This window comes from Lysobacter sp. cf310, from assembly GCF_900114355.1.
Lineage (GTDB): Bacteria > Pseudomonadota > Gammaproteobacteria > Xanthomonadales > Xanthomonadaceae > Lysobacter.
The window spans coordinates 543,751-564,893 of the sequence record NZ_FOSS01000001.1; the positions used below are offsets into that span (position 1 = coordinate 543,751).

The window sequence follows — 21,143 nt, forward strand, 5'->3', positions numbered from 1 at the left end:
CTTACGAAACTTTTGCGCATTCCTGCCGCTGCTCTACGTCGGCGCCGCTAGGGTGGATACGCGCTCTCCGGCGCAGTCCCCCGAACCGGAGCACCGACGATGACCCATCGCATCCGCAATCCGCTGCCCGTCCTGCTTGCGCTGACCGCCGCCCTGTCGGTACCGCCAGCATTCGCGCAGGCCACGCCCCCGCCGCAGGACCCGCCCCCGACCACCGGCGCCGACGCCATGCAAGCGGCGCCGGCCGCGGCCCGCGTCACGCCCGCCTTCGCCGAATTCGACGTCGACAGCGACGGCAAGATCAGCCAGGCCGAAGCCGCGATCGACAGCCAGCTCAGCCGCGACTTCGCCGCGCGCGACAAGAACCGCGACGGCGCGCTGAGCGAGGCCGAGTACCACGCCGATGCCGTCAAGCACGAGGCCGGCAAACGCAAGTAAGCCGGATGCCGCGATCGCGTCGCCGCGCGCGTCCCGATCGCGGCCCGGCCCAGACCAAGGAGCCCACCATGAATGCCCATGTTCTTCGCCCGCTGGCCCTGGCCCTGAGCGCCCTGCTGGCCGGCGTCGCATTGACCGCTTGCAGCAAGCCCGAGCCGCCGGCCGGGGAGCTGCCGCCGCCGGCCACCGACACCGCAGCGCCCGCGGACACCGCACCGCCCCCGGCCGACACCGCGCCGCCGCCCAGCGACGGCACGCCGCCGGCCACCGATGCAGGCACCCCGCCGCCGGTCGAGGGCAGTTCCAACCAGACCCCGCCGGACCAGCCCTCGACCGACGCCAAGCCGCAGCCAGCGCAGTAAGGACCCGTCGCGGACGCGACGCGCCCGCCCCCACCACCCCGCATGGGCGGCCTCCGGGCCGCCCATGCCGCGAGCGTCGCCGACCGCGCTCGCAAAATCGCAAGCGCGGCCCTTCCGACGCTTCCGGGCTGTCACCGCCGTCTGCTAAGTTGGCCGCATGAGCGTCGGCATCCTCCTCATCACCCATGAAGGCATCGGCAATGCGCTGGTCGCGGTCGCGAGCCGGTTGATGCGGCCGTTGCCGCTGAAACTGGAAGCGCTGGAAGTGCCGTTCGATGCCGACCACGACCTGCTGCTGCCGATGGCCAGCGCCGCGCTGCGCCGCGTCGACGGCGGCCAGGGCGTGCTGGTGCTGACCGATCTGTACGGCGCCTCGCCCAGCAATCTCGCCGCCCGCGTCGCCCGTCTGGGCACGCCGGTGCGCCGCGTGTCGGCGCTGAGCCTGCCGATGCTGCTGCGGGTGTTGAACTATTCCGACCTCGACCTGGACGAACTCCCCGCGGTCGCCGCGGCCGGGGCGCGCAACGGCGTGATCATCGACGAGGCCTGATGTCCGACCCCAGACCGCAGCGCGACACCGCAACAACGAGACGGATTTTGAGGAACCCGCAATGATCGAACGCGAACTGACCGTCTCCAACCGACTGGGCCTGCATGCCCGCGCCACCGCCAAGCTGGTGCAGGTGCTGTCCGGCTTCCGCAGCAGCGCCACCCTCACCGCCAAGGGCCGCGAGGTCAACGCCAAGAGCATCATGGGCGTGATGCTGCTCGCCGCCGGCCAGGGCACCGCGGTCAAGCTGCGCGTGGAAGGCGAGGACGAAACCACCGCGGTCGATGCCGTGATCGCGCTGTTCGATCGCCGCTTCGACGAAGACAGCTGAGCGGTGCGCGCTAACGTGAGGCAGGCTAGATGAGGCAAGCGTTCTTCGGACATGGCGCATCGCGGGGCAGTGCGCTGGGCCGTGCCCGGGTCCGTCTGCCGCACGCGCTGGAAGTCGCCGAGGAGCGGATCTCGCCGGCCCAGGTCGAAGCCGAGCTGGCGCGCCTGCACGCCGCCATCGAGACCGTGCGCGGCGAGATGCACGCCCTGCGCGAACGCCTGCACGGGGCGCTCGCGCACGAGGTCGGCGAGTTCCTCGACCTGCACACCCTGCTGCTGGACGACCCCGAACTGCTGCACGGCCTGGACGAGCTGATCCGCACCGGCCGCTACGCCGCCGACTATGCCCTGCGCCTGCAGCGCGACCGCATCGCCTCGGTGTTCGAGGCCATGGACGACGCCTATTTCCGCAGCCGCGTCGACGACATCGACCAGGTCATCGGCCGCATCCACGCCGCCCTGCACCGCCGTGCCGGCGAGATGCAGGGCGTGGCCGGCGAGATCCTGATCACCGACAACGTCGCCCCGGCCGAACTGGCGCAGCTGCAGACCCAGGGCGTGCTGGCGATCGTGACCTCCGCCGGCAGCGCGCTCTCGCACAGCGCCATCCTCGCGCGCAGCCTGCACCTGCCGCTGGTGGTGGGCGCCTCGCAGGCCCTGCTCAAGATCAACGACGGCGACGCGCTGACCGTGGACGGCAGCAGCGGCACGGTGATCCTGGAGCCCAACGCCGACGACCTGCGCGCGCACCGCACTCGGGTGCGCGAGCACGCGCGCGAACGCAAGCAGCTGCACCGCCTGCGCCGCGAGCCCACGCGCACCGTCGACGGCGTCGACATCAAGCTCTACGCCAACGCCGAATCGCGCGAGGACGTGGCCGAGGCGCATGCCTTGGGCGCGGCCGGCGTCGGCCTGTACCGCACCGAGTTCCTGTTCCTGCAGCGCAGCGAGCTGCCGACCGAGGAAGAGCAGTTCCGCGCCTACCGCGACGTGGTGCTGGGCATGACCGGCCGCTCGGTCACCATCCGCACCCTGGACCTGGGCGCGGACAAGGCCGACCGCACCGGCCTGGCCCTGCGCGACGAACCCAACCCGGCCCTGGGCCTGCGCGGCGTTCGCCTGTCGCTGGCGCGCGACGGCCTGCTCGAAACCCAGCTGCGCGCGCTGCTGCGCGCCTCCGGCTACGGCCCGCTGCGCGTGCTGGTGCCGATGGTGAGCTCGCGCGAGGAAATCCGACGGGTCAAGCGCCTGCTCGACCAGGTCGCCGCCGACCTGCGTCGCGAGGGCCACGAGATCGCCGAACACGTGCCGCTGGGGGCGATGATCGAGGTGCCCGCGGCCGCGATCGCCCTGCCCAGCTTCATCGGCGCGATCGATTTCCTGTCGATCGGCACCAACGATCTGATCCAGTACCTGCTAGCCGCCGACCGCAACAACGAGGCCCTGGGCGAGCTCTACACGCCCCTGCACCCGGCCGTGCTGCGCCTGATCCGCGACGTGATCCGGCTGGCGCGCGCGCGCGGCAAGTCGGTGGCGGTGTGCGGCGAGATGGCCGGCGACCCGGCCTTCGCGCCGCTGCTGCTGGCCCTGGGGTTGGAGGAATTCAGCCTGCACCCGGCGACCTTGCTGGAGCTGCGGCGCGCGATCCGCGGCATGGACCTGGGCGCGCTGCGCGCGCGTGCGCCGGCGCTGCTGCGCGCGCGCGACCGCAAGGCGATCGAGGCCTGGCTGCGCGCGGACTGAACCGTGGCCCACGCGCGGCGGGCTACTTCCAGCCGTCGAAGTAGAAGCTGCCGGTCACGCAGTTGCTGCTGATCTTCTGGCACATCCGCGCGGCCTTGCCGCAACGCGCCAGCGCCGTCGCCAGCGCCTGCTCCTCGCTGCGGCCCTTGTCGGCGTAGAGGCTGGCGTTGCCGTCCGCCCCCATGCCCACCGCGATCGCCGCGCACTCGGCGCGATAGGCGATCAGGACCTTGCAGTCGGCGCCGCCGCCGTTGGCGCGGCAGGCCTCGATCGCGCCCTGCTCGGCTTCTTTTCGTTCGCTGATGCCGTTGTCCTGCCCGGCCATGCCCAGGCTGCGCCTGACCGGATCGTGGGCGATCGCGGCCCAGGCCTTGTACTCGTGCTTGACCGCCTGCGGCCCGCCCTCGGGCGCCGACTCGGCCGGTTTGTTGCCGCCGTTGATGCCGTAGCCCGGTAGCGGGATGCACAGCTGGCCGGCCGAACTGCCGCCCGGATACTGCCCGTCCGGACAGCCCTGCTCGGCGCGCGCGCCGCCGGCGACGAGCAACAGGCCGATCAGGGCCCACGTGTTGATGTTCATCCTTGCTTCCCCCTGTCTGCGCCCGCTGCGGTCCGCGCTCGCGCCGAATACGCGAGTGCGCGCCCCGCCATTGTGGCGGCCACGCGCGCGCCGGCCGGATGCGCCACCGGACTGTCCACCGAATTTGCGGCGGACCGGTCGCGCATGCGCGTACACGCGTGTGCCGCGTCGCTCCCAGCGATGCGGCGTACGCCGCGCCAACGCGCGCGGATGCCGATTTCTCTAGGCTTTGCCGGCCTCGCGGGCGATAATGCCCGCATGAACGCTTAACCCAGTCGCCGCCCTCGTGGCCGCGACGCGCCAACGGAAGTACCGCATGGCCGAAGCCGTCCGCCACGACAAGACCGCGCGTCAGCTGCGCCTGCTTTCCGATGCGCTCGACAGCGGTCGTCTGGGGCCGGTGCGGCGCCTGGTCAACACCCTCTCGCCCGCCGAGATCGGCAACCTGCTCGAATCGCTGCCGCCCGGCAAGCGCGTCGTGGTCTGGGGCCTGGTCGATCCCGAGGACGACGGCGAGGTGCTGGTCCACGTCGGCGACGAAGTGCGCGAAAGCCTGCTCGCGGACATGGACACCGACGAGATCGTGGCCGCGGTCGAGGACCTCGACATCGACGACCTCGCCGATCTGGTCGAGGATCTGCCCGACACCGTCATCGACGAAGTCCTCAAGTCGATGGACCGCGAAAACCGCGAGCGCCTGGAGCAGGTGCTGTCGTACGCGGAGGACACCGCCGGCCGCCTGATGAACCCGGACGTGGTGACGGTGCGCGCCGACACCACCATCGACGTAGTGCTGCGCTACCTGCGCCTGCGCGGCGAACTGCCCGAACACACCGACCACCTGTACGTGGTCAGCCGCCGCCACCAGTACCTGGGTCGCATCGCCCTGGCCGCCCTGCTCACCCACGAGCCCGGCACGCCGATCAACGAACTGATCGACGACGAGCAGCCGGCGATCGACGTGACCGAGACCGACAGCGAAGTCGCGCGCCAGTTCTCCGACCACGACTGGATCAGCGCCCCGGTCGTCGACGACAACAACATCCTGCTCGGCCGCATCACCATCGACGACGTGGTCGACATCATCCGCGACCAGGCCGAGCACCAGGCCTTGAGCGCGGCCGGCCTGGACGAGGACGAGGACTTGTTCAGCCCGGTCCGGCGCGCGTTCCGGCGCCGCCTGATCTGGCTCAGCGTGAACCTGTGCACCGCCTTCCTGGCCGCCAGCGTGGTCGGCCAGTTCGAGGACTCCATCGCCAAGCTGGTCGCCCTGGCGGCGCTGATGCCGATCGTCGCCGGCATGGGCGGCAACGCCGGTACTCAGGTGCTGGCGCTGATGATCCGCGGCCTGGCCCTGGGCCAGATCGGCGCGTCCAACGTCGGCGTGCTGCTGCGCAAGGAGCTGTCGGTGGCGCTGATCAACGGCGTGGTGCTGGGCATCGGCCTGGGTCTGATCGTGCTGCTGTGGTTCCGCCAGCCCGGCCTGTCGCTGGTGATCGGCGCCGCGCTCACGATCAATCTGCTCACCGCCGCGGCCGGTGGCGTGCTGGTGCCGGTCACGCTCAAGCGTCTGGGCTTCGATCCGGCCCTGGCCGGCGGCGTGGTGCTGACCACGCTCACCGACGTGATGGGCTTCCTGAGCTTCCTCGGCCTGGCCACGCTGATCCTGCTGCGCTGAGCGCGCTCGGACGCAGCGGCGCACACCTGGATCGTGCTGCGCATCACCACGCTCGCTGAACGGGATCCACGAAGGTGAACGACGACTTTTCCCAATGTGGCGGTCGCGGCAAATCGCAGGATCGCGCATGGACAGCGCGGAAATCGCACGGAATGATGCGATCAACAAGGATGCCGTGGACAGCACGATGCTGCGACCCGTTACCGTTCGCCTTTGGGCGATCCTGCTGCCGTTGGCCGTGATGATCGCGGCCTCCTGCACGCACACGCCCGCGGCCCGCGAACACGGCGCCTTCGTCGAGCGCAGCCTGGAGCTCGAGGGTCGGACCTATCGCTATCAAGTGTTCGTGCCCGCGCGCGCGGCCGGCGGCCGGCATCCGCCGGCGCTGCTGTTCCTGCACGGCTCGGGCGAACGCGGCGACGACAACCAGCGCCAGCTCGCGGTCGGGCTGGCGCCGCACATCCGCCGCGCCCAGGACGAGTTTCCGGCGATCGCGGTGTTCCCGCAGTCGCCCGCCAACGAATCCTGGACCGACGGCACCGCGCGCATGGCGCTGGCCGCGCTGGATGCGGCGCTGCGCGAATTCGACGGCGACCCGGACCGGGTCGCGCTGACCGGCCTGTCGCGCGGCGGCTACGGCGTCTACGAACTGGCGCTGCTGCAGCCCGACCGCTTCGCCGCGCTGGTGCCGATCTGCGGCGGCGTGACCGCGCCGGTCGCCGGCGGGGACCTGTATGTGCGCGGCGTGGCCACCGACGACGATCCGTTCGCGATCGCGGCCCAGCGCCTGCATCGCCTGCCGACCTGGATCTTCCACGGCGACCGCGACGAGTCGGTGCCGGTGCAGCAGTCGCGGCGCATGGCCGAGGCGCTCAAGCAGGCCGGCGGCGACGTGCGCTACACCGAGTTCGCGGGTGTCGCGCACAACGCCTGGGATCCGGCCTATGCCAGCGATGCGCTGTGGCCCTGGCTGTGGCGGCAGCGGCGGCACTGAGGCGGAAGGCTCGGGGCAACAGCAACAGCAACAACAACAGCAAATCCCCCTCAATCCCCCTTTTTCAAAGGGGGAAGACAAGCGGGGCGCGATGCGCCTTGTTGAGCTTGTTTCCTCATCCAAAAACAAGACAAGCGTACGCTGGGACCGGCCAGCCATACGCTTCCTCCCCCTTTGAAAAAGGGGGATTGAGGGGGATTTGCTCTACCCGCTATTGAGCGGGATTCGCTTCTACCCGCTCAAGCCTTCTTCAGAAACTCGGTGCGCAGCACCAGCCCCTTGACCTTCTCGACGTTGCACTCGATCAGATCTTCGTCGTCCGTGAGGCGGATGTTCTTGCACAGGGTGCCGCGCTTGAGCGTCACCGAGGTGCCCTTCACCTTCAGGTCCTTGATCACCAGCACCGAGTCGCCGTCGGCGAGCGCGGTGCCATTGCTGTCTTTCACGATCATGCTTCGATGTCCTTGCCGGCGCCGGGGGCGTCGCGGCTAGTAATGGGTTCAGCCCTTGAGCAGGGCTTCGAGTACGGCCATGCGCGCGGCGACGCCGTTGGCGACCTGGGTCAGGATCAGCGACTGCGGGCCGTCGGCGACCTCGTCGGTGATCTCGACGCCGCGATTGATCGGGCCCGGGTGCATCACGATCGCGTCCGCGGCGGCGCGCTTGAGGCGCGCGGCGGTGAGGCCGTAGTCGCGGTGGTAGTCGTCCAGCGACGCCACTAGGCCCTCCTCCATGCGCTCGCGTTGCAGGCGCAGCATCATCACCGCATCCACGCCTTCGAGCGCGGCGTCCAGATCCTGCGAGACCGTGCAGCCCTGCAGGGTCGCCGCGTCGGGCAGCAGCGCGGCGGGGCCGCAAACGCGGATCTCGCCGGTGCCCAGCGCGCGCAGCGCGTGCAGGTCCGAACGCGCGACGCGCGAATGGCGCAGGTCGCCCACGATCAGCACGCGCAGGCCGGAGAAATCGGTGCCCTTGGCCTGGCGCAGGGTCAGCATGTCGAGCAGGCCCTGGGTCGGGTGCGCGCTGCGGCCGTCGCCGGCGTTGACCAGACTGGTGCCCGGATCGACGTGCTCGGCCAGGGCCGCGACCGCGCCGTCCTCGTGGTGGCGGATCACGAAGCCGCGCACGCCCATCGCTTCCAGGTTCTTGAGCGTGTCCAGCGCGGTCTCGCCCTTGCGCGTGGACGAGGTCGAGGCGTCGAAGTTGATCGTATGCGCGCCCAGGCGCTGGGCCGCGAGCTGGAAGCTCATGCGCGTGCGCGTGGACGGCTCGAAGAACAGCGTGCACACCGCCAGCCCGTCCAGCGCGCGGCGGTCGTAGTGGCCTTCGGCGAAGGCCTGGGCGCGGATCAGCAGGGCGGTCAGCGCGTCGCGCGAGATGCCGTCCAGGGTCAACAGATGGCGCGGCGCGGCGGCCGGCGGCGTATGCGAAAACGTCGAGTTCATGCGGCGGGCAGTTGGTTCAGGTCGAGAGCGTCGTCGGGGGCGGCCAGGTAGCGCTCGACGATCACCGCCGCGGCGACCGCGTCCAGCGCCTCGGCGTCGCGCCGGCGCTTGCGGCCCTCGGCGCGATCGGCGGCGAAGCGTTGCGCGGCCTCGATCGAACTCAAGCGCTCGTCCACCAGCACCACCGGCAGGTTGTAGCGTGCATGCAGCTCGCGCGCGAACGCGTGCGCGCGCAGGCGGGCCGGCTGATCGCCGCCCTCCAGGGTCATGGGGTCGCCGACGATCAGGCCGTCCGGGCGCCATTCGTTGCGCAGACGGTCGATCGCGTTCCAGTCCGGGCCGTGGCCGTGCACGTCCACCACCGCCAGCGCGCGCGCGCCGTGGCCGAAGGCGCTGCCCACCGCCACGCCGATCCGGCGCGCACCGACATCGAAGCCCAGCACCGTGCCGTCGCGGCGGATGACCGTGCGCTGATCGGCGTCGGCGTTCATGCGTGCCCGGCGTAGTCGGCCAGGTGCGCGAAATCCACGCCGATGCGGCCCGCGGCGGCATGCCAGCGCGCGTCCAGCGGCAGGTCGAACAGCAGCTCGGCGTCGGCCGGCGCGGTCAGCCAGTCGTTCTCGGTCAGCTCGTGTTCGAGCTGGCCCGAACCCCAGCCCGCGCAGCCCAGCGCGACGATCGCGTTCTCGGGACCTTCGCCGCGCGCCATCGCTTCCAGGATGTCGCGCGAGGTGGTCAGGAACAGCGCATCGGCGATCGCCAGGGTCGAATCCCAGTGCATGCCGCCGTCGTGCAGCACGAAGCCGCGCTCCGGATGGACCGGGCCGCCGGCCAGCACGACCTGCGAACGCAGGCGGTCGTCGCCGCCGTCCACGCCCATCTGGCCGAAGACCTCGCCCAGGGTGTACTCGGAGGGTCGGTTGACCACGATGCCCATGGCGCCGTCGTCGTCGTGCTGGCAGATCAGGGCGACGCTGCGCGAAAAGTTGGTATCCGACAGCGCGGGCAGCGCGATCAGGAGCTGGCTGGCCAGGGGTGTGGGCATCACGGACATGGCGCCATTCTAACGTGCGTGTCGCGCTCGCGGGTCGCGGCCGATCCGTCGTAGCATGGGGTTTGCCCCCTGCCCCGGACCCGAGCCATGCCCCGGCCGACCCTCCGTTTCCCGGCGCCGGCCACGGCCGCCGTCCACTCGCGCCACGGACGCGCTTGAACATGTCCGGTTACTGCGATTACGCCCCCGGCCATCCCCTGCACGGCCCTTATCACGACCGCGAATACGGCTTCCCGCAACGCGCCGAGGCCGAGCTGTTCGAGCGCCTGATCCTGGAGATCAACCAGGCCGGGCTGAGCTGGGAAACCATCCTGCGCAAGCGCGACGGTTTCCGCGCCGCCTACGACGGTTTCGACGTCGACACGGTGGCCGCCTACGGCGACGCCGAGCGCGCGCGCCTGCTCGCCGACGCCGGCATCATCCGCAACCGCCTCAAGGTCGACGCCGCCATCCATAACGCCCAGATCGTGCAGAGCCTGCGCGCCAGTCACGGCGGTTTCGCGCAATGGCTGGACGCGCACCTACTGCTGGACGGCCGCCCGCGCGACAAGGCGGCCTGGGTCAAGCTGTTCAAAAACACCTTCCGCTTCACCGGCGGCGAAATCACCAACGAATTCCTGATGAGCCTGGGCTACCTGCCCGGCGGCCATCGCGAGAGCTGCCCGGTCTACGCCAAGCTGGCCAAGCGGCGTCCGCCGCCGCCGTGGATGCGGGCGGCGAAGGCCTGAACGATCCACGTTCCGTAGCAAGGCCCGCGCGCTAGCGCGTCGGCGCGGATGCGACCGTGGCAGGAACGCGCGCAACGACCGCAGCCGGCTCCGCGCCCGTCGCCGGCGTGCGCGACGCGGGCGCCAGCCCGGGCGATGCCGCCTGCTGCACCGGCGCGCGCGCATTCGGCAGCCACAGTTCGATCACGCGGTCCTCGGGCTTGAAGGCGCCGGGCAGTTTGCGCAGTTCGACCTGCGGCGCCGGGCCGTACCAGGCGCTCAGTTGCGGCGTCAGCCAATCCTTGAGCGCCTCGGCGCAGGCGCCGTCGTCGTCGATGCGGTGCACCACCAGGGTCGGTTGCGCATAGGCCTTGGGGGCGTCGGCGTTGCGCGCGCGCGCCGAGCGCACCACGTTCTCGATCCCGGGCATGGTCGCGCCGGGCTGCAGGGTTTTCCATGGCAAGGCCGCGGCGCGCGCGCGCGTGGCCTCGTCGTAGACCTGCACATAGACCACCTGGCGATGGCAGAGCCGCTGCACGCGCTGGCCGGGCGATTCGGAGGTCGCGGCCAACGGCGCCATCTGCTTCTTCTGAATCTGGCGCTCGGGCAAGGCGATGTCCTGCGGCAGGACCGCATCCGGATCTTCCTGGCCGTACACGCCCGCATCGGTACTGAGCACGGCGGAGGCGTCGGCGCTGGATTCCACCGATTCCGCGACCGGCGCGATCGCCAGCGCCGCGGCCTGGTCGCTGCGCTCCCAATACGGATCGCGGGTCGGCGGGTCGCAGACCGCCTCGCAGAGTTTGCGGTGCGCGCTCTGCACCGGCGGGCAGGCCTGGGCCAGCGCTTTCGACACCGGCAGCCCGCAACTGGCCTGCACGCGCGCGACCACGCGACCACCGTCGCTGAGCGTGCCGCGTTCGCGCCGCACCTGTTGGTACAGGCCGTCGAGCAGCGCCTGCGCGTCCTCGTCGATATCCACCGCTTCGGCGCCCGCGGGCGCCGCTTCGCCCTTGCGCGCCCATACCGGCAGCTTCGCGCGCAGTTCGTCCAGGCGTTTCCTGGTTTCGAGCCGGTCTTGTTCGCGCTGCGCGGCGAGCTTGTCGTAGACCTGCCAGGCCGGCAGCGCCAGGGTCGCGATCAGGCCCGCGCCCAGGCCGGCGCTGAGTGCGGCGGCCTTGGTCTCCGGACGCCAGAACGGCTTGCCGGCCTCGTCGGCCCGCGCCGCGATCGGACGCAGGCGGCGCAGCGAGGGCAGCGCGTCCTGCGGCGCGACCGGCACGCTCCAGCCCGGCAGTTGCTCCAGCCAGCCCGGCCGCAGGGCGCGGCCGAAATCCTCGCCCAGGCGGTGGTAGCTCTCCCACTGCGCTTCGTCGAAGAACTGGTCCGAGGTGGGCTGCTGCGGGAATTGCGGATTGCGCCGCGCGTACGCGAGCACGTCGCTGTCGAGGGCGAAGTGCAGGTTCGGCTTCACCACCAGCAACGTGCCTTGCTTGCAGCGGCCCTGGGCATCGGGGCGGTAGCGGATGCGCGCCAGCATCACCCCGCGCGCGGTGTAGTTGTCGCGCAGCTTCTCCGGCGGCAGCACGCAGATGTGCTCGTCCTGCATCAGCGGCAGATGGCAGGCGCTGTCCTCGGTGTAGAACTCGATCTCGGCGCCGAAGTCGATGCGCGCCTTGCGGATCAGGTTCTCCAGGTCGGCGAACTCGTAGGCCGGATCGGCGCCACAATCGGCCAGGACGATGAAGTCGAGCTGGCGCCGCAGCAGCGAATGCAGGCCGGTGTTGTCGAAATGGCCGCCATCGGACAGGTACCAGGCGCGCGCGCTTTCGCCGTCGAACGAGGCGGTGGCCTCGGCGATCAGACGCCCGAACTTGGAATTGCGATAGCGCCGCCACAGCGCCAGACCGAGCGCCTGGGTGGCGGTGGTGCCGACCGGGCCGACGCCGGCCATCGGCCGCTCCAGCTGCGCGGCCGTGCGTCCGGTGTCGAACCAATAGCCCAGACGCGCGCCGACCAGGAACAGCAGCATGGCCCAGCCGGCGGTGGTGTTGGAGCCCGCGCCCGGCGAGGCCGCCGCGCCCGAGATCGCGATCCAGCGCCCCAGTTTGTCCAGGCGCTGGGGTTCCACCGCCGCGCGCTCGCCGTCGCGTCCGACCTCCAGGCCGAAGGTGCTGGCCACCAGCGGCGCGCCCTTGCGGTCGGCGTTGTAGAGCTTGCTGCTGGCGCCGCGGGTCTGGTTGAGGCAGACGTTGATCAGATGCACGGGGCCGCCGCGCTCGTGCGGGCGATAGTCGGTGAGCGCGACGTCGTCCGCGCGCACGGTCGCGACCACGTTGGAGAACTCCTCGGGGCTGACCTCGCGCGCGCCGAGCACGGCCTGGCCGGGGAAACGGATCAGGTTGCCCACGGCCAGGTAGGTGCGGGTCAGGCGCGAACGGTAGAAACCGTGCAGGGACGTGGCGTTGACGGTCTCGGTGTGCATGCCGGTGCCGAGGAACCAGATCAACAGGCCCAGCAGCAGCCACAGCAGGCGCAGCAGGGTCGGTTGCTGCAGCATCCATTGCAGCCATCGCCAACGCGGCAGCAGACCCGACAGGTCCCAGGCCGGCAGCGCCAGACGCTCGCACAGTCCGCTCAGGATCAGGTGCGGATCGGTGCCGTGGCGGCCGAACACCCACCACTGCACCACCGTCACCCACAGCACCAGCAGCACCAGCGCAGCGCCCAGGCCAAGCACGTTGATCAGCAAGGGCATCAGGCCCGGGCGCGGGCCCTCTTCGGTCGAAAGCAGGCGCTGGATCGGCTCGCCGAACGCGCGCACCACCACCACCAGCAGGCTGCCCAGGCCGAGGCTGCCGTAGACCCAGGGCGCGCCGGCCTCCAGGTTCTGCAGCAGCTTCCAGCTCAACAGATCGACCGCGCCCAGCGCGGCCAGCACCAGCGCGATCAGGTTGATCTTGCGCAGATGCGCGGTCAGCAGATCGCGCTCGCGGGTGTTGAAGGTGTCGCGGTCGTCGCTGGCGCCGCGCACGCGCGTCCACAGCCACAGGCCGTAGCCGGAGACGCTGGCCAGCACCAGCACGGCGAGGAACTTGGCCGAGTACGCGGGCAGCGGCGGGCCGGCGTCGGACAGGCGCGAGGCCAGCAGCACGGTGACCGCGCCGGCCACCAGGATCATGGCGATATCCCAGCGCGAGTAGCGCGGCGGCGCGTTCAGCGCAGCCGCGTCCTTGGGCGCGACATCGCGCAGCGCCCAGTACGCCATCAGATTGCCGGGCGCCAACAGCAGCCAGCTCAGCGCCGCCAGCGGCCACCAGGCGGTGCGCCAGCCGCTCCAGTCCTGCGGCGCCAGCAAGGACGTCAGGCTCTGCAGCAGATGCGGCAGCACCACCAGGGTGCCGATCGCGATCGCGAGCAGGGCGAACTCCAGGTGCACGGCCAGGCCGGCGCGCAGGTAGGTGGCGATGGCGATGCCGTAGTCGCGCGCGCCGCGCGGCGCCAGGTAGCGGCCGTAGCGGCGCAGCCAGGCCAGCAACAGGGTGTCGCCGCGGCTGAGCAGGCGTTGCGCGTCGGCGATGCCCAGCGCCGCGATCAACCGGCCCAGGGCCGCGCCCGCATAGCCGCCGCCGGACACCGTGGACAGATAGTCGAAACGCGGCAGTAGGCCGTTCTGGGCCAGGCCGCGGATCAGCCCCAGGCAGAAGGTCGCGCTGCGTACGCCGCCGCCGGACAGGGCCAGGCCCACGCTGCTGAGCGTCGCACCCTCGGCGGCGGCGATGCCGGCCTCGCGGCGACGCTGCTCGATCGCGGCGCGTTCGGCGGCGTCGATGGCCGCGGTCTCGGCATCGTCGGGCGGCGGCGCGGCGGCGCCGGCGGGCGGGTCGGCCGGCGCCCGTGCGGGCTCCGGACCGGGCACGACGGGTCCCTGGTCGGTATCGGCCATGCGACATGCTCCGTGTCGTCAGCTACATCCCTGCTAGCGGCTAACGATACCCACGCGCACGACAGGACACCACGCCGGCCGTCGGCGCGCCCCAAAAAGAAGAAGCCCGGACCGGCCGGGCTTCTTTCCGTCGTTCGGTCGCGGTGGGCGCGTCAGCGCACTTCCGCGACCTCGACGCCGTCCAGGCCCTGGGCCAGGGTGCGCGCGTCGCCGCCCTGGGCGAGCTTGATGCGCAGGCGCACTTCGTTCTGCGAGTCGGCGTAACGCAGGGCGTCCTCGTAGCTGATCTCGCCGGCCTGGTAGAGCTCGAACAGGGCCTGATCGAAGGTCTTCATGCCCAGCTGAGTGGACTCCTTCATCACTTCCTTGAGCTTGTGGATCTCGCCGTCGCGGATGTAGTCCTGGACCAGCGGCGTGCCCAGCAGGATTTCCATCGCGACCCGGCGCGCCTTGCCGTCCGGCGTCGGGATCAGCTGCTGCGCGACCACGCCCTTGAGGTTCAGCGACAAGTCCATCAGCAACTGGCCGCGGCGATCCTCGGGGAAGAAGTTGATGATGCGGTCCATCGCCTGGTTGGCGTTGTTGGCGTGCAGGGTGCACAGCACCAGGTGACCGGTTTCGGCGAAGGCGATGGCGTGGTCCATGCCCTCGCGGGTGCGCACCTCGCCGATCATGATCACGTCCGGCGCCTGGCGCAGGGTGTTCTTGAGCGCGGCGTCCCAGCTGTCGGTGTCGATGCCGACTTCGCGCTGGGTGATGATGCAGCCCTCGTGCTTGTGCACGAATTCGATCGGGTCCTCGATCGTGATGATGTGGCCGCTGGAGTTCATGTTGCGGTAGCCGATCATCGCCGCCAGCGAGGTCGACTTACCGGTACCGGTGGCGCCGACGAAGATGATGATGCCGCGCTTGGTCATCGCCAGCGTCTTGATGATCGGCGGCAGGTTGAGCTCTTCGACGGTCGGGATCTTGGTCTCGATGCGGCGCAGGACCATGCCGACCTGGTTGCGCTGGTAGAAGCAGCTCACGCGGAAGCGGCCGACGCCGGTCACGCCGATCGCGAAGTTGCACTCGTGGGTCTTTTCGAACTCCTCGCGCTGCTGAGGGTTCATCACGTTGAGCACGAGGTCGCGGCTCTGCTGCGGAGTCAGCGGGTTCTGGGTGATCGGCGAGATCTTGCCGTGGACCTTCATCGACGGCGGCATGCCGGCGGTGATGAACAAGTCCGACGCCTTCTGGTGCGCCATCAGCTTGAGGAACGAGGTGAAGTCGATGGTGCTCATGGGGCTGCCTCCTCGGGAGGTCAAACAAAAAAAAGACGGTGCCGTGATGCTGTGGCTGCCGAGGGACCGGCGCCGGCACTGTGCCAGCAACGGCCCCGGGCAACCGGGACCTGCTTCACTTAGTCGAACAGGCGCTTGTCCTTGGCGTACTCGCGGGCCTGCGGGCGCAGGATCATGCCGCGCTTCACCAGGTCCTGCAGGTGCTGGTCGAGGGTCATCATGCCGTGGTTCTGGCCGGTCTGGATCGCCGAATACATCTGCGCGACCTTGTCCTCGCGGATCAGGTTACGCACCGCCGGGATGCCGACCATGATTTCCCAGGCCGCGGTACGGCCGCCGCCGACCTTCTTCAGCAGCGCCTGCGAGATCACCGCGCGCAGCGACTCGGACAGCATCGAGCGCACCATCGGCTTTTCGCCGGCCGGGAACACGTCGATGATGCGGTCGACCGTCTTGGCCGCGGACGAGGTATGCAGGGTGCCGAACACCAAGTGGCCGGTTTCGGCCGCGGTCAGCGCCAGGCGGATGGTTTCCAGATCTCGCAACTCGCCGACCAGGATGTAGTCGGGGTCTTCGCGCAGCGCCGAACGCAGGGCCTCGTTGAAGCCGTGGGTGTCGCGGTGGACTTCGCGCTGGTTGATCAGGCACTTCTGCGAGGTGTGCACGAACTCGATCGGGTCTTCGACCGACAGGATGTGCGCGTACTCGTTCTTGTTGATGTGGTCGATCATCGCCGCCAGCGTGGTCGACTTGCCCGAACCGGTCGGTCCGGTGACCAGGATCAGGCCCTGCGGCTGCTCGATCAGTTCCTTGAAGATGCGCGGGCAGCCCAGGTCTTCGAGCGACAGCACTTCCGAGGGAATGGTACGGAACACCGCGCCGGCGCCGCGGTTCTGGTTGAACGCGTTGACGCGGAAGCGGGCCAGGCCGGGAATCTCGAACGAGAAGTCGACCTCGAGGAATTCTTCGTAATCGCGGCGCTGCTTGTCCGACATGATGTCGTACACCAGCGAGTGGACCTGCTTATGGTCCAGCGCCGGAATATTGATGCGCCGCACGTCGCCATCGACGCGAATCATCGGCGGCAGGCCGGCCGACAGATGCAAGTCGGATGCCTTGTTCTTGACCGAAAACGCCAACAGTTCGGCGATATCCATGCGTGCTCCCCCGCACTGCAACAGAACTTCAGATGGAAACTTCAGACCACACGGAACGAAGCTACAGCGAAAACGCCTAAACGCAAACGAGCGACAATAGTGGCCAGCCGCAAGTAGCGGGAAGCGTCCCCTGCGAGGCAGTATAGCCCCGTACCCGCATTGCCGAACCAGCCCTCTTTCACAGGATTTCCCTACGTGCGCGCGCACGCCCTGCTCGGCATCTTGCACCAGTTGGATAACGCCGCGCGCCTTGCGCAGCGGCCAGTACCGCAGTTGCTCGCGGTCAGCAAGACCCAGGATGCGACCGCCGTCGCGGAACTGGCGGCGGCCGGGCAACGCGCGTTCGGCGAGAACTATGTTCAGGAAGCCGCGGCCAAAAGCGCGGTCCTGGCCGAACTGAGACTGGAGTGGCATTTGATCGGCCACCTGCAGTCGAACAAGGCCGAGCAGGCCGCGCAGCTGTTCGACTGGGTGCAGACCGTGGACCGGCCCAAGCTGGTCGCGGCCCTGGCCCGCCACCGCGACCCGGCGCGCGCGCCGCTGCAGGTGCTGATCCAGGTCAACATCGACGACGAGGCCAGCAAGCACGGCTGCCGGCCCGAGGAGGCGCCGGCGCTGGCCGCCGCGATCGCGGCCGAACCGCGCCTGCGTCTGCGCGGGCTGATGGTGATCCCGACCCCGCACGCGGACCCCGAGCGTCGCCGCCCCGCGTTCCGCCGCGCTCATGCCTTGTTCGAGTCGCTGCGCGCCGACCATCCCGGCCTCGACACCCTGTCGATGGGCATGAGCGACGACTACGCGATCGCGATCGAGGAAGGCGCGACCCTGGTCCGCATCGGCACCGCCCTGTTCGGCGCGCGTCCGCCCAAGCCCGCCGCATGAGCGCCGCGGCGCACCCGCAGGACCGCATCGTGTTCCCCGGCAACCCCTGGCCGGAAGGCCATGCCATCGCCGAATTCGAGTGGAGCGCGCGGGTCGAAGGCGAGGATGTGTGGTTCGATCTGCACCTGGTCGGCGCGAAGTACTACGCCGAACGCGAGATCGCCGACGACGGGGACGGCGCGGCTTCGGACTGGGCCTCGCCGATCGTGTGGGGCAACTACCACAACTGCATCCTGTCCTCGGTCTATTGGGGCGAGAGCGGCGGCATCCGGATCGGGCCGCTGGCGCAGTTCTCGCTGGCGGCGCTGGACGGCGCCGAATTCGTGGCCGATCCGTTCGACGGCGACGGGGAGCTGCCCGACGCCGACGAAGATCCGGCGTTCGGGCTGTACCTGCTGGGTCACGACAGCGCGGTCGATCACCGTATCCGCTTCCAGCGCCGCGGCGACAGCGACCGCTACGATCTGCTGTGGTCGGGCCGGATCGCCTTGAGCTACGCCGGCGACTACGTACCGCGCTACCGCTTCGAGGCGCGCCTCCACGACAGGGCCTGCCCGCCGCTGCCTGACGCGTCCCGACGCGGCGGTTCCTAGCGCGGGAGCGCGGCCGCCTCGGTATGCTGGCGCTCCAGTCCCGCACGCCCCGAACGCCATGCCCGCATCCGATACCGCCCTGTCCCCGCTCAGCCCGGTCGCCTTCATCGGCGGCGGCAACATGGCGCGCAGCCTGATCGGCGGCCTGGTCGCGCGCGGCGGCGACGCCGAGGCGATCCGCGTGGCCGAGCCGGTGGAAGTGCTGCGCGAGGCCCTGCAGCGCGACTTCGGCGTGCCCTGCTACGCCAACGCGGCCGAGGCCGCGACCGGCGCCAGCGTGTGGCTGCTCGCGGTCAAACCGCAGGTGATGCGCAGCGTGTGCGCGGCGCTGGCGCCGCTGGCGCAGTCGCAGCGCCCGCTGGTGATCTCGATCGCGGCCGGCATCACCGCCCGCCAGCTCGACCTGTGGCTGGGCGGCGATCAGGCGGTGGTGCGGGCGATGCCGAACACGCCGGCCCTGCTCGGCGCCGGCATCACCGGCCTGTACGCCAACGCCGCCACCGCCGAGCCGCAGCGCGCACGCGCGGCGGCGCTGCTGGACGCGGTCGGTCCGACGGTGTGGATCGCCGAAGAGGCGCAGATGGACGCGGTCACCGCGGTCTCCGGCAGCGGCCCGGCCTACGTGTTCCTGCTCGCGCAGGCCATGCAGGCCGCGGGCGTGGCCCAGGGCCTCACGCCCGAAGCCGCGCGCGCCCTGGTCAATCAGACCTTGCTGGGCGCGGCCACCATGCTCACCCATTCCGACGAACCCGCCGAGGTGCTGCGCGCGCGCGTGACCTCGCCCGGCGGCACCACCCAGGCGGCCATCGAAACCTTCGAAACCGGCGGTTTCCACGCCCTGGTCGAAGCCGCGATCGCGGCCGCCACCCGACGCGGCCGCGAGCTCTCGGCCGCCAACGACTGACCCCACCTACCGGAACCTCCGCCATGCGCACCGCTCTCGCCGTCTGCCTGCTGACTCTCGCGCTGCTGAGCGGCTGCGGCCGCGAGGCGGCGCTGCCCACCGCGTCCGGCAGCGCCGGCGCCGCGCCGCAGGAGGCCATCGCGCGCAGCGGCGACGTCAGCGTGCGCGCGAGCGCGCTGCAGACCTCGGCGCTGTCGCCGGCGGTCGCGCAGCAGTACGGGATCGTGCGCGACGACGCCACGGTGATGCTGCTGGTCGCGGTGCGACGCGGTCCGGACGGCCAGGACGTGGCGATTCCGGCGCGGGTCAGCGCCAGCGCCACCGACCTGCGCGGCCAGCGCCGCGAACTGGAACTGCGCGAGCTGCGCACCGGCGATCCCGGCAGCGCGCAGTTGCTGGATTACATCGGCACCGTCGAGATCGCCCTGCCGGACACCGTGCGCTTCGACGTCAGCGTGACGCCGGAAGGCGGCGCCAGCACGACCCTGCAGTTCAGCCGCGAGTTCTATCCGCGCTAGGCGACATCGATCGCGCTATCGGCGCGCATCCTCGCGCGTCAGCGCTTCCACGCGCAGCCGTTCGCGCGCGTCGAACGGCGCCAGCAGCGCGCTCAAGCGGGCCTGACGTTGCGCCGCGCTCAGGCTGGGGTCGGCCAAGATTCGATCGCGTTGCGCGCGATACGCGCTCAAGCGCTGATTCCACTGCGCGCGGCGCCGGTCGAGCTCGCCCAGACGTTGCGCCGCCGGCGCTCCGAACGCGGCCTCGCGCTCGGCGTAACGACGCTCGGGCGCGACGCCCTCGGCTTCGTACTGGGCGCTCTGCCGCATCGCCAACGCGACGGCCTCGCTTTCGCTGCGTGTGGGGTCGGCGCTCAGGCCCTGCGCGGCGTCGAGTTCGCGCAAGCGCTCGGCGCGTTGCGCAGGGGTGAGGCCGCGGTCGCGCAGCAGCGCCTGCCGCGCGATCGCATGCTCGAGGCGGCGCTCGTCCTCGCCATACCAGGCCTGGGCGACGACCTCGCCCAGCCGGCGCCGGCGCAGTTCGCGCCGGCGCTCGAGATCGGCGCGCAGATCGCCGCCCGCGCCCAGGGCCGCGCTTTCGCGCTCCAGCGCGACATAGGCGTCGAACCAGGCCAATACCTGGGCCAGCGCGGGCGCCCCCAGGCGCGGCTGCAGATAGCGGCGCAGGTCGTCGCGTATCGCCGCGGGCTCGCGTTCGCCCAGGCGGGTGAGGAAGTAATCGAACAGCCGGCGCAGGCCGCGGTCGATCGCCGGCTTGCCGGCCGCGTCCAGGGTCACCCCGCCGTCGACCTCGGTGCCGCGCAGGGAGTCTGCCGCGGTCGCGGCGGCGCGCGCACGCGGCTCCCCACGCGCATCGGCGACGCCGCGGGAGGGCGCCGTCGTCCGCACCGAAGCCGGCACCGACGTCGCCTCGCGATGCCAGCCCGACAGCCCCAGCACCAGGGCCACACCCGCCGCCAATGCCAGCGCTAGCGCGAAACGCAGCACCCTACAGTCCGGCGTTCTTCAGCCGGTTCAGATGCGCGCGGTAGACGCTGGGCGGATTGGACGCGAACAGGCCGCGCAGGCCGGCGACCTGGTTGACCTCGTCGAGGTGGTTCCAGGCGTAGTCGTCGCGGATCACGCTGCCCAGGTGCGAGGAGCAGCGCCCGACCAGGCCGTCGTTGGCCTCGAAGCCGAAGAACAGCGCACCCGCGCCCATCAGCAGATCGCTGGGGTCGAACACGTTGCTCAGCGGCGAGGTGCCGCCCATCGAGTAGTAGCGCACGCCGCGCACGCTGGCCGCGCCCTGGCCGCAGGCGCTGCTGGGCAGGCCTTGCGGATAGCGCGCGTTGAACGCCGCCGCGCCGGCGCTGTCGAGCGAAGCCAGGGCGGCCAGCGCGTCCTGCGGATCGTCGTCGCCGGATAGGAATTCCAGGAACGAACCCAGCGCGTCGGCGAGGCCGGCGACCAGGCCGCGGCCCGGCGAACCGGGCGGGAACGCGGTGCCGATGCCGTCGGCAACCTTGCTGCCGGTGTGCGGGCTGCCCATCGAGGTGATCGAGGCGACCAGGTCCGGGCGTACCGAGGCGACGTAGCGCGCGGTCGGTCCGCCGTGGCTGTGGCCGATCAGGTTGAAACGGCTGTAGCCGTAGGTGGCCTGCAGGGTTTCCAGGTAATCGATCAGCTGCTCGCCGCGCAGTTCGCTGGAGTTGGCCGAGGACACGTTGGCGACATAGACCTTGGCGCCGCCCGCACGCAGCTGCCCCGGGATGTCGTACCAGTAATCGTAGAGGCCGCCGAGTTCGTCGAAGCCGAACAGGCCATGCACCAGCACGACCGGGTGCTTGGTCTTGGTGTAGTCGTCGGCGCTGGCCGGCAGAGCCGCCGCCAGCAACAACAGGACCGCGAACAGCCGGGCCCAGACTCCGGCGCGCAACGCGCCCGTACGCAGGATCGATCGCGACATGTTCCCTCCCAGAAACCGTGTCGTACCGCTG

21 protein-coding genes and 1 pseudogene are annotated in these 21,143 nt (G+C 70.6%); 12 read left to right on the plus strand and 10 right to left on the minus strand.

The window, feature by feature from the left end; genetic code table 11:
* The first annotated feature begins 99 nt into the window (after positions 1–99).
* The 5 genes from BMZ45_RS02355 (at position 100) to ptsP (ending at position 3,423) form a co-directional block, all read left to right on the plus strand.
* A complete protein-coding gene (locus BMZ45_RS02355; protein WP_091631984.1) occupies positions 100–438 on the plus strand; it encodes a hypothetical protein in 339 nt (112 codons plus the stop codon).
* 68 nt (positions 439–506) lie between these two features.
* Positions 507–800, plus strand: coding sequence for a hypothetical protein (locus BMZ45_RS02360; RefSeq protein ID WP_139215364.1), 294 nt, complete (start codon positions 507–509; stop codon positions 798–800).
* Between the two features lie 157 nt (positions 801–957).
* Positions 958–1,350, plus strand: coding sequence for a PTS sugar transporter subunit IIA (locus BMZ45_RS02365; RefSeq protein ID WP_057163929.1), 393 nt, complete (start codon positions 958–960; stop codon positions 1,348–1,350).
* A 61-nt stretch (positions 1,351–1,411) separates the two neighbouring features.
* Positions 1,412–1,681 (plus strand): HPr family phosphocarrier protein, encoded by a 270-nt coding sequence (locus BMZ45_RS02370; protein ID WP_091631989.1) that lies wholly within the window; start codon positions 1,412–1,414, stop codon positions 1,679–1,681.
* 29 nt (positions 1,682–1,710) lie between these two features.
* Positions 1,711–3,423, plus strand: coding sequence for a phosphoenolpyruvate--protein phosphotransferase (ptsP, locus tag BMZ45_RS02375; RefSeq protein ID WP_091631992.1), 1,713 nt, complete (start codon positions 1,711–1,713; stop codon positions 3,421–3,423).
* 22 nt (positions 3,424–3,445) lie between these two features.
* Here ptsP and BMZ45_RS02380 read toward each other — a convergent pair whose 3' ends face one another.
* Entirely contained in the window at positions 3,446–4,003 is a 558-nt protein-coding gene (locus BMZ45_RS02380; protein WP_091631994.1) for a DUF4189 domain-containing protein, read from the minus strand.
* Positions 4,004–4,319: 316 nt separating this feature from the next.
* Here BMZ45_RS02380 and mgtE point away from each other — a divergent pair, with 316 nt between their 5' ends.
* Positions 4,320–5,681, plus strand: coding sequence for a magnesium transporter (mgtE, locus tag BMZ45_RS02385; RefSeq protein ID WP_056182786.1), 1,362 nt, complete (start codon positions 4,320–4,322; stop codon positions 5,679–5,681).
* Between the two features lie 127 nt (positions 5,682–5,808).
* The gene (locus tag BMZ45_RS02390; protein WP_254776508.1) at positions 5,809–6,675 is read left to right on the plus strand and encodes a carboxylesterase family protein; all 867 of its coding nucleotides are present in this window, start codon (positions 5,809–5,811) and stop codon (positions 6,673–6,675) included.
* A gap of 239 nt (positions 6,676–6,914) precedes the next feature.
* Here the strand turns inward: BMZ45_RS02390 and BMZ45_RS02395 are convergent.
* From BMZ45_RS02395 to BMZ45_RS02410, 4 genes and pseudogenes are all read right to left on the minus strand, one after another.
* A pseudogene (locus BMZ45_RS02395) lies at positions 6,915–7,130 on the minus strand (alkylphosphonate utilization protein); the annotation flags it as partial.
* Between the two features lie 45 nt (positions 7,131–7,175).
* Entirely contained in the window at positions 7,176–8,120 is a 945-nt protein-coding gene (locus tag BMZ45_RS02400) for an aspartate carbamoyltransferase catalytic subunit (RefSeq protein ID WP_091632000.1), read from the minus strand.
* Entirely contained in the window at positions 8,117–8,611 is a 495-nt protein-coding gene (ruvX, locus tag BMZ45_RS02405; protein ID WP_056182780.1) for a Holliday junction resolvase RuvX, read from the minus strand. The genes BMZ45_RS02400 and ruvX overlap by 4 nt, the downstream gene beginning before the upstream one ends.
* On the minus strand, positions 8,608–9,174 hold the full coding sequence (locus BMZ45_RS02410) for a YqgE/AlgH family protein (protein WP_175488892.1): 567 nt from the start codon (positions 9,172–9,174) through the stop codon (positions 8,608–8,610). The genes ruvX and BMZ45_RS02410 overlap by 4 nt, the downstream gene beginning before the upstream one ends.
* Before the next feature lie 161 nt (positions 9,175–9,335).
* On the opposite strand from BMZ45_RS02410, the gene BMZ45_RS02415 reads away from it, so the two are divergent.
* On the plus strand, positions 9,336–9,902 hold the full coding sequence (locus BMZ45_RS02415) for a DNA-3-methyladenine glycosylase I (protein ID WP_091632003.1): 567 nt from the start codon (positions 9,336–9,338) through the stop codon (positions 9,900–9,902).
* A 31-nt stretch (positions 9,903–9,933) separates the two neighbouring features.
* On the opposite strand, the gene BMZ45_RS02420 is transcribed toward BMZ45_RS02415, so the two are convergent.
* The 3 genes from BMZ45_RS02420 to BMZ45_RS02430 all read right to left on the minus strand — a co-directional run bounded on the left by BMZ45_RS02420 (position 9,934) and on the right by BMZ45_RS02430 (position 16,267).
* Entirely contained in the window at positions 9,934–13,827 is a 3,894-nt protein-coding gene (locus BMZ45_RS02420; RefSeq protein ID WP_091632006.1) for a hypothetical protein, read from the minus strand.
* A gap of 152 nt (positions 13,828–13,979) precedes the next feature.
* Positions 13,980–15,110 (minus strand): PilT/PilU family type 4a pilus ATPase, encoded by a 1,131-nt coding sequence (locus BMZ45_RS02425; protein WP_091632010.1) that lies wholly within the window; start codon positions 15,108–15,110, stop codon positions 13,980–13,982.
* A gap of 119 nt (positions 15,111–15,229) precedes the next feature.
* Positions 15,230–16,267 (minus strand): type IV pilus twitching motility protein PilT, encoded by a 1,038-nt coding sequence (locus BMZ45_RS02430; RefSeq protein ID WP_055903397.1) that lies wholly within the window; start codon positions 16,265–16,267, stop codon positions 15,230–15,232.
* Positions 16,268–16,498: 231 nt separating this feature from the next.
* Between BMZ45_RS02430 and BMZ45_RS02435 the strand changes: the two genes are divergently transcribed.
* Genes BMZ45_RS02435 through BMZ45_RS02450 form a run of 4 tightly spaced genes read left to right on the plus strand, consistent with a single transcriptional unit; the run spans position 16,499 to position 19,164 of the window.
* Positions 16,499–17,149: a YggS family pyridoxal phosphate-dependent enzyme gene (locus BMZ45_RS02435; protein WP_091633978.1), complete on the plus strand. Its 651-nt coding sequence runs from the start codon at positions 16,499–16,501 to the stop codon at positions 17,147–17,149.
* Positions 17,146–17,742 (plus strand): hypothetical protein, encoded by a 597-nt coding sequence (locus BMZ45_RS02440; RefSeq protein ID WP_091632013.1) that lies wholly within the window; start codon positions 17,146–17,148, stop codon positions 17,740–17,742. Before BMZ45_RS02435 ends, BMZ45_RS02440 begins: the two co-directional genes overlap by 4 nt.
* A gap of 58 nt (positions 17,743–17,800) precedes the next feature.
* Complete coding sequence (proC, locus tag BMZ45_RS02445) at positions 17,801–18,646, plus strand: pyrroline-5-carboxylate reductase (RefSeq protein WP_091632015.1); 846 nt, start codon at positions 17,801–17,803, stop codon at positions 18,644–18,646.
* A gap of 23 nt (positions 18,647–18,669) precedes the next feature.
* Positions 18,670–19,164: a DUF4426 domain-containing protein gene (locus BMZ45_RS02450; protein ID WP_091632018.1), complete on the plus strand. Its 495-nt coding sequence runs from the start codon at positions 18,670–18,672 to the stop codon at positions 19,162–19,164.
* Between the two features lie 15 nt (positions 19,165–19,179).
* On the opposite strand, the gene BMZ45_RS02455 is transcribed toward BMZ45_RS02450, so the two are convergent.
* Together BMZ45_RS02455 and BMZ45_RS02460 are read right to left on the minus strand one after the other, a co-directional pair.
* On the minus strand, positions 19,180–20,151 hold the full coding sequence (locus tag BMZ45_RS02455; RefSeq protein WP_091632021.1) for a lipase secretion chaperone: 972 nt from the start codon (positions 20,149–20,151) through the stop codon (positions 19,180–19,182).
* Position 20,152: 1 nt separating this feature from the next.
* Positions 20,153–21,112 carry a lipase family alpha/beta hydrolase gene (locus tag BMZ45_RS02460; RefSeq protein WP_091632022.1) on the minus strand — a complete coding sequence of 320 codons (960 nt, stop codon included), beginning with the start codon at positions 21,110–21,112 and terminating at the stop codon, positions 20,153–20,155.
* Positions 21,113–21,143 lie beyond the last annotated feature (31 nt).